Source organism: Bartonella sp. TT29SHDZB, assembly GCF_042193395.1.
In the GTDB taxonomy this organism is placed as follows: Bacteria; Pseudomonadota; Alphaproteobacteria; order Rhizobiales; family Rhizobiaceae; genus Bartonella.
The window spans coordinates 1-6,834 of sequence record NZ_JBHILQ010000034.1 but is presented as its reverse complement, the minus strand read 5'-3'; the positions used below and the strand labels follow the sequence as shown (position 1 = coordinate 6,834).

At 36.1% G+C, this 6,834-nt stretch carries 7 protein-coding genes and 2 pseudogenes; all 9 read right to left on the bottom strand.

The features are described from left to right. Positions 1 to 1,458: 1,458 nt before the first annotated feature. A pseudogene (locus tag ACFIJJ_RS08785) lies at positions 1,459 to 1,563 on the bottom strand (transcriptional regulator); the annotation flags it as partial. An 18-nt stretch (positions 1,564 to 1,581) separates the two neighbouring features. After that, positions 1,582 to 1,659, bottom strand: a pseudogene (locus tag ACFIJJ_RS08780) (Killer protein); the annotation flags it as partial. Between the two features lie 13 nt (positions 1,660 to 1,672). Then, the gene (locus ACFIJJ_RS08775; RefSeq protein WP_375624018.1) at positions 1,673 to 2,605 is read right to left on the bottom strand and encodes a DMT family transporter; all 933 of its coding nucleotides are present in this window, start codon (positions 2,603 to 2,605) and stop codon (positions 1,673 to 1,675) included. Positions 2,606 to 2,616: 11 nt separating this feature from the next. Continuing rightward, entirely contained in the window at positions 2,617 to 2,835 is a 219-nt protein-coding gene (locus ACFIJJ_RS08770; RefSeq protein ID WP_375624020.1) for a hypothetical protein, read from the bottom strand. Positions 2,836 to 2,838: 3 nt separating this feature from the next. Further along, on the bottom strand, positions 2,839 to 3,372 hold the full coding sequence (locus tag ACFIJJ_RS08765) for an SDR family oxidoreductase (protein WP_375624022.1): 534 nt from the start codon (positions 3,370 to 3,372) through the stop codon (positions 2,839 to 2,841). 152 nt (positions 3,373 to 3,524) lie between these two features. After that, positions 3,525 to 4,283: an HAD family phosphatase gene (locus ACFIJJ_RS08760; protein ID WP_254492176.1), complete on the bottom strand. Its 759-nt coding sequence runs from the start codon at positions 4,281 to 4,283 to the stop codon at positions 3,525 to 3,527. A gap of 83 nt (positions 4,284 to 4,366) precedes the next feature. Beyond that, positions 4,367 to 5,176, bottom strand: a complete 810-nt coding sequence (locus tag ACFIJJ_RS08755) for a carboxymuconolactone decarboxylase family protein (protein ID WP_375646673.1) — start codon at positions 5,174 to 5,176, stop codon at positions 4,367 to 4,369. Between the two features lie 773 nt (positions 5,177 to 5,949). Continuing rightward, positions 5,950 to 6,234 carry a type II toxin-antitoxin system RelE/ParE family toxin gene (locus tag ACFIJJ_RS08750; RefSeq protein WP_375646672.1) on the bottom strand — a complete coding sequence of 95 codons (285 nt, stop codon included), beginning with the start codon at positions 6,232 to 6,234 and terminating at the stop codon, positions 5,950 to 5,952. Next, positions 6,227 to 6,445: a TA system antitoxin ParD family protein gene (locus ACFIJJ_RS08745; protein ID WP_005773872.1), complete on the bottom strand. Its 219-nt coding sequence runs from the start codon at positions 6,443 to 6,445 to the stop codon at positions 6,227 to 6,229. Before ACFIJJ_RS08745 ends, ACFIJJ_RS08750 begins: the two co-directional genes overlap by 8 nt. Positions 6,446 to 6,834: the final 389 nt, after the last annotated feature.

Sequence of the window (6,834 nt, the reverse complement as noted above, 5' to 3'; positions counted from 1 at the left end):
GTGAATGATGCCAATCACTATGCTGTTGAAACCATTGGCAACCCTGCTTATCCATTAGAGTTGTTTCAAAGGGTTATCACTGTAAGTTTAGAAACAATGAAAATTGTTAAGAACTTACCAAAATTAGAAATAAGAGAAACCAAATAACTTATAAAGCATGCTCACATGATAGGCATATTAACCTCACAAGGGATATAAGGTCTTATACCTATAGGTTCTATATCACTTTTATAAATTGCTTACATACAATCTTTAAAAGGAGTATTTATATGCGTTATTCTAAAAAGAAATCATTTGCACTTTTAAATACTCTTATTTTGATTGCCTTTAAAAGATTATATCGTAATCTAAAATGATAACTTTGTTTAAAGAGGGTTATGTATATTCATTTTCTTATATTACTTATAGGTTTTGAAGGTTCTTAAAACCCCCACCCCCCCTAAAAAACGTATGTTATTGATTGAATTTAAAGGTTGTATTTTGATATAGGTTGTTTTTTTGGAAACTTGATAAAATTTAACATATTGAAATATAATAAACTTTTATTTTTTATTGAAAAATATGTAAAGGGGGCGGCGTAAAAAGCACCTCCAAAACCCCCAAAACCCCCAAAACCTCCAAAACTCACAACCATAATGGTCTTGATAGCATTTATTATGATTATAATCCCTTTCTTTTGAAAGGCTTTAAAAGATCACATACTCTCATAAGACATGTTTTAATCATTCACTAAATGATCACTTTTGTCGATTCAATGTACTGACATAAACTGACAAATATATATTTACAGTTGTATTTATTTGTTATGGCTGTTTTAATAAGTTGTATTTTGAAAAATTCATAAAACTTAACTTATTGAAATATAATGATTTTAATTTTCTCTCATTTAAAAAAAATGATATAGGTTCTAAAAAGAACTGACAAGACTGACAAAAGTTTATTAAAAGGGATTTTGCTGATCTCTATAATGATCAGTTTCTATTGAGATGTTTTCATAAGTGTTTTCATAATGGTCTATAAATCACAATTATCATATATCCTATTTATCATTTCTCTTATGAACATGAAAAATGATGCTATGGCTATAAAGAACATAACAGCTATAGAGAAAGCAAAAATGCAAATGAAAGCATTTGTTATAAGAGCGCGGTGCTATTAAGGTTGTTTAAATTAGAGCCCCTTATAAACAAAATTCACAAAAAATTTAAAATTCATTTAGTAAAAAAATGATAGTTTATAAAGCTAAAAATACGCATTATGAGAGCGTTTCTAAATATTATAAATATATAGATTCAGAAAATAACGCAATCGTTTCATAAAACCTACAATATATCTTTAAAAGCACATAAATATAAAAGAAGCAATTAATAAGCATAAGATATTATCAATACATAACGTATTTAAAAAATAAGAAAAAATATCAAAAAAGATAAAATATTATTTGACAATAAATACGTATTTTGTTATATGAAGACGATACGCTAATTTTTGTATTGTTATCCCCATTTCTTCTAAAAAAGCTACTTTTAGAACTTCACTAGAATGGGCGGGGTTATGCGTCATTTGTTTTCATTCCTTTCATCAATGGTAATCTTGATAATCAACAAGCTCCACATCTGTTCCGATAAAGCGAAAAATAACACGCCAATTTCCATTCATCTTAAAAAGTATATTACTCTTTATGCGCATTGGGAACGGCTTTTCTAGATCCTAGTAAGCTGAATATATAGCCTTGTCCGATTAGAACTCCAAAAATCGTAACAAAAACGCCTATGATTTGCATGATTTGAGGAATGAAGCCGAACAGGATTTGCACCAATAAGGCTGAAATAGGTACAAAATTGAAAAATATCGCCGTCTTACCCGGACCTCGGATCGCTATTCCAATATTCCAAAATAGGTAGGCTAAAACTGATCCTGCACCCCCCATCCAAAGGAGTGCGAATAAACTAGCGCCGGACATAGACATCGTTTCTTGAAGAGGGGATTCGAATAAAAAGGTTAGGACGCCAAGGGCGACGGTGCCAGAGAGCATCGTCCAGCTTGTTGTTTCAAGCGGGGTTGCGTTCTTGACAAATGACCGCGTGCCCACGGTATAGAACGCCCAACCAATGGAACCTAAAAGAATCATAATATCTCCTTTGGCAAAGGAAACATGGTTAGACAAAAATCTCCCATTTGTTATGACTAAATAGACCCCGAACATACTAATGAGCATCCCTATAACCCTCTCACAGGTTGGGAAAGATTTATTCATGATAGCTTCAATAATATTAGCACTAATAGGGGTTGTCGCCATGATGAGGGAGGCTGTTATGGGATTTGACGTTTGCAAGCCAACAAATAAAGCGCCATTAAACCCTGCCACACCGATAATCCCTAGGAAAATATAAGAAATAAAATTTTGCGATAAAACATGCCACCGCAAGCCTTCTTTGAAAATCATAATTAAAAATATGGCGATTACGGCAATGAGAAACCGCTCAAAAGAAGCTGTCCATGGAGAAACAGTCGTTAAAGCTATCTTAGTGGCTTGGAAATTGGAACCCCAAAAAAAGGTTCCTACGAGGGTTAAGACAAGAGCTATTCTGGGCGTGATTTTCATTGGATAGATCCTTATACTTGATACCAAAGTGGAGCATCGAGACGTATAGAAGAAATTTGTGCGGTATTAGATGAGGAAAGAATAAAGTTGACCGCGGAAGCAATGTCATCTGGGTGAAGCATTTTGGCAAGATTCTCTGGAGGTATCTCTGGGAATCCTTTAAAATTGCGACGAAAATCCGTATTAACTTTATCAACTTGGATTGAACAAACACGAATATTTTGTGGCATTCCCTATAAGCGCAACCCACCAGTATAGCCCTCTACAGCAAATTTAGAAGAAGAATAGGAAATTAAAGAAGGATTGTATTCTACACCCCATATGGATGAAATATTTATAATATCGGCGCGAATTTCCTTTTTTAGATAGGGTAAAGTAGCAGCTGTTATATAGAACATTCCTTTAATATTCACATCAAATGTTTCAGCACATTCTTGAGCATCAATTGTTTCTGGATCGCCACTATAACAAATGCCTGCTACATTAACTAAGACATCAAGACCACCAAATTCTGAGATAACCTTATGGACAGAAGAGTCAATGGCTTCTTTATCGCGGATATCAACAATCAATTTACATAAGCTTGCCGTATCGATGGAGGTTGGTAGTTCTACGTCAATGATGTCTGCACTTGCTACCTTATGACCATTTTTCAATAAGTTTAGAACAATTGCTTTACCGATGCCGCGAGCGCCTCCTGTGACTAAAATACGTTTCTGTTGTTGTGAGTAAATTCCGGTCGTGTTTTTTATCATTTCGTTTAGCATTTTCTATACCTGAAGTTGTAATCATTAATATTCAGCTAGTTTATTTTTAGCCATGCATTATGTATTACTGTATTATGTTTAATGTATTGAGTATTATTAAATTGTTTAAATAATAAGATAGCCTTAAAGTTTATTGTGATTAGGTTGAATAACTAAAGAACTGATATTTCATGTAAAGACGTCTCATTAAAAGGAAATACCTTTTTAGAGGAGAATGCTAGAGTTTGTGATTCTTTAGGTAGATTTAAACAGCGCCAACCATGCTTGTGAGCATACGCCTCAAGCAAAGGATCGCCAATAACAGCGACAGGATGACCTACAAGCTTCAGCATATGCTCATCGGAAATATCATCACCGTAGGCCCAGCAGTTCTTAAGGTCACCACCATGTTTTTCAATAAAATCCTGAATCGCAAGCGCTTTTCCAACGCCGATCGTTTGCGGAGGGACGAAACGGCCATTATATTTTTGCCCATCATGCAATAGTTTTGTGGCCAAGATGTAAGGTACACCTAGATGTTCTGCAATGGGGGCTAGAATTTCTATAAAAGAGCCGGATACTAAGACCGGCTCAATTTTTTGGCTATGATGGGATTTTAGTTCTGTTACTACTTCTTGGATTAAGAAAGTAGGATTAATCAACGCGCGCTTTGCCCAAGTTTCTGCACATCTTGTTACTTCTGCTACAGCACGTCCGGCAAAAAATTCATAAAAGCGACGGTTTATTACGCTGCGCGGACTCTGGTTATCATGGTGTGCACGTAAAATAGCAGTAGTATCTGCATATTCCTCTTGGTGAGCGTTGGTTGAAAAACCTAGCCAAGATTTATACCAGAAATCGTGGAAAGCGAGCATACTCTTGCTCCGAATAAGGGTGCCATCTACATCGAAGAATGCATACGCAAGGCTCATTATTAATTTCTCCCTTCAAAAAAAATTAAATTCGTAAGTATCACGCTTTTGATAATAATGATGTTGCTGGCAAATAAATTTCTCTATGTCTCCTTGCGTGAGGCAAAAACTTCTTTAGCAATTTCAACGACATTAATCGCTGCAGGAAAGCCTGCATAAGGAGCAATGTGAATTGCTAATTCAATCACCTGTTCGGGCGTGCCACCTACATTAAGCAGACCCTGTATATGCAGCTTCAGCTGTGGAATCGCAGTTCCTAACGTTCCTAACGCTGCCACCGTTATAATTTCCCGTTCAAAGAAGTTGAGGATAGGCCGTGTGTAGATATCACCAAACCCAAACTCAACAACAAAACGAGCTAAGTCTGGAGCAATGCTACCCAGTGTCTTAATAATCATTTGTCCATCGGGGCCATCAATATGTTCTAGTGCCTTCAGTCCAGATTCGTAGCGATCCTCGCATACTAATGGCGAGCTGCAACTAGATATGAAGTCTAGTTGCTTTTCATCAAAGACCTCTTTTGCAGCAAAAACACTATTTAAGGCTGCTGGAAACCCTGCATAAAGTGCCAACTGTATCATTACTTCAATCAGCTCAGCAGGACTACACCCAAAATTAAGAGCACTGGTAAGGTGGAATTTGAGTTGCCGTCTTGCATTACCGAGAGTTGCAAAGATGGCAACGGTGGCAAGCTGCCGAATACGGCTTGTTAAGTGAGGTCGCTCATAAATTTCTCCATACACAAAAGAGATGATGAATTTTGCGAGATCAGGGGCAACATCGGCCATTTCTTCAAGAATTGAAGGGGTCTCGACCAATTCCATAGAGCGTAAACGCTCCACGCCCAATTCATAAGCATTTTTCTTATAATTTACAAATGTTTGTTCTTGCATGTAATGGCCCCCTCCCCACGGAGCCTTAGTTGGATAAGGCTTTTACTTTCCTTAAAGACTAAACCTTCAATTAAAATGCAATACCTTATCTCCTCTTGCGGATTTGCATTGCATGAATCGTTATCGTTCTTTAATATCCTAGTCAATCATTTTTGTAAATTTATTTTATATTATTTTTCATTTTTTACATTATAGGCAATCCTTATGAAGCTATAGCAGATAGTAAGGGATTTTTCTATGGCATTAATATTACGTTGATGCAGCAGGCACGTGTAGCCTTTCCAGACGTTGTACTTAAGACTGAGCTAAAATTAGCAAATTAAACCCTTCTTATTCGTATTTGCGCAAGAGAACTGAGGTGTAACTTGTTGAGCGTAGAAACACCATGCATGATTATGTGCGCATTGAGCTATAGGACTTAGTTGTATTTAGTATTTTGCGGCTTGAATTTACCGAGGAAAGTGCGAAGCGTTAAATTTATAACAGATGCTACTGACTTACCTCTAATCTAGTAAAGTTCTATCATGACAAAGCCATTTGTTGGGGTGTACGGAAGAGCTTTGTTTTTAACTCAAGTTATAGGTATGTAATAGCAGATGAGTGCAGTACTCCTTTGCTGCAAAGTCCTCCAATCGGTTTAGCTAAAAATATTATGCCGCAATTAGGTGCCCAATATAGCTTGATCATATCTATAAATTTTGGTTTAATACCTTTAGCACTGGAGAACTTTAGTAAAATTAATGCTGTGTGCCTCTATCAAGTTGTAAAATATATTATGCTTTAAGATCTCGGTAAAAATTTTCATGAGAGCCAAGTGCTAACAAGGTCAAAGTAATCGTGTGATCTTCATAGCTGTAAGCAAGCAGCGTCAATTGCTTGGCCATTTTAAATTTATAGACAAAAACACCAGAAAGATCACCTGTTTTGGCTTGACCAATGGTGGGCGTTTTCATAATGACGCGAACAGCTTGGTCTAGATCTTTTTTTTGGTTGGCATGCAGTTTTTTGACAGTTTTTTTAAATGAATGGGTTTGTAAAACTTGCATAGATTCAGCCAAATTCGAATGCTGTTACATCGCCATCTGCATTTTCTTGTTGTCCAAGTAAGATTGCTTGAATAAATTGAAAGGAGAGATCTGGATTTTCTTCGGCTATTTTGCCCATACGCGACCAATATTCAATTTGCTTAGGAACCGAGCGGCTATAAACAGACGCGTAACGCTTAGCCTCATTAATGAGATCATCAGACAGTTTAACAGTTGTAGCCATGACTATACTCCTACCTTACAATAAGGTGGTAATATAGTTCAAAAGGTGTTAAAAAGCAACCTTTGAAACACAATAACCTTAGCAGATCTCTAACACAATTCCTTCTCTCACAGCCATCTTTCTTAATATCTGAAAGAAGAGAAAATAAAAGATAAATTTAGAACTAAATGATCGAGAATAAGCTCTAAAAAGGTTCGGGATAGGCAGAAAATAAGTTAAAAGAATCAACGGAATCAAAATTCCCGAACTTCTATATAATCTATTGATTTTATATAAATATAGCATTCCTACCCCCTCTGTAGCTTGCCAGCAGGTTTTGTATAATTTGCCACTAGGTTTTGTACCAATTTATTTTTTTTCAAAGAGTTTTAAAGGTGTTCTCAAAGGGT

Bases quoted from the DNA above. Each gene is read 5' to 3' on its own strand.
- ACFIJJ_RS08755 (WP_375646673.1), bottom strand. From the start codon at position 5,176: ATGCAAGAACAAACATTTGTAAATTATAAGAAAAATGCTTATGAATTG.
- ACFIJJ_RS08765 (WP_375624022.1), bottom strand. From the start codon at position 3,372: ATGCTAAACGAAATGATAAAAAACACGACCGGAATTTACTCACAACAA.
- ACFIJJ_RS08745 (WP_005773872.1), bottom strand. From the start codon at position 6,445: ATGGCTACAACTGTTAAACTGTCTGATGATCTCATTAATGAGGCTAAG.
- ACFIJJ_RS08775 (WP_375624018.1), bottom strand. From the start codon at position 2,605: ATGAAAATCACGCCCAGAATAGCTCTTGTCTTAACCCTCGTAGGAACC.
- ACFIJJ_RS08770 (WP_375624020.1), bottom strand. From the start codon at position 2,835: ATGCCACAAAATATTCGTGTTTGTTCAATCCAAGTTGATAAAGTTAAT.
- ACFIJJ_RS08760 (WP_254492176.1), bottom strand. From the start codon at position 4,283: ATGAGCCTTGCGTATGCATTCTTCGATGTAGATGGCACCCTTATTCGG.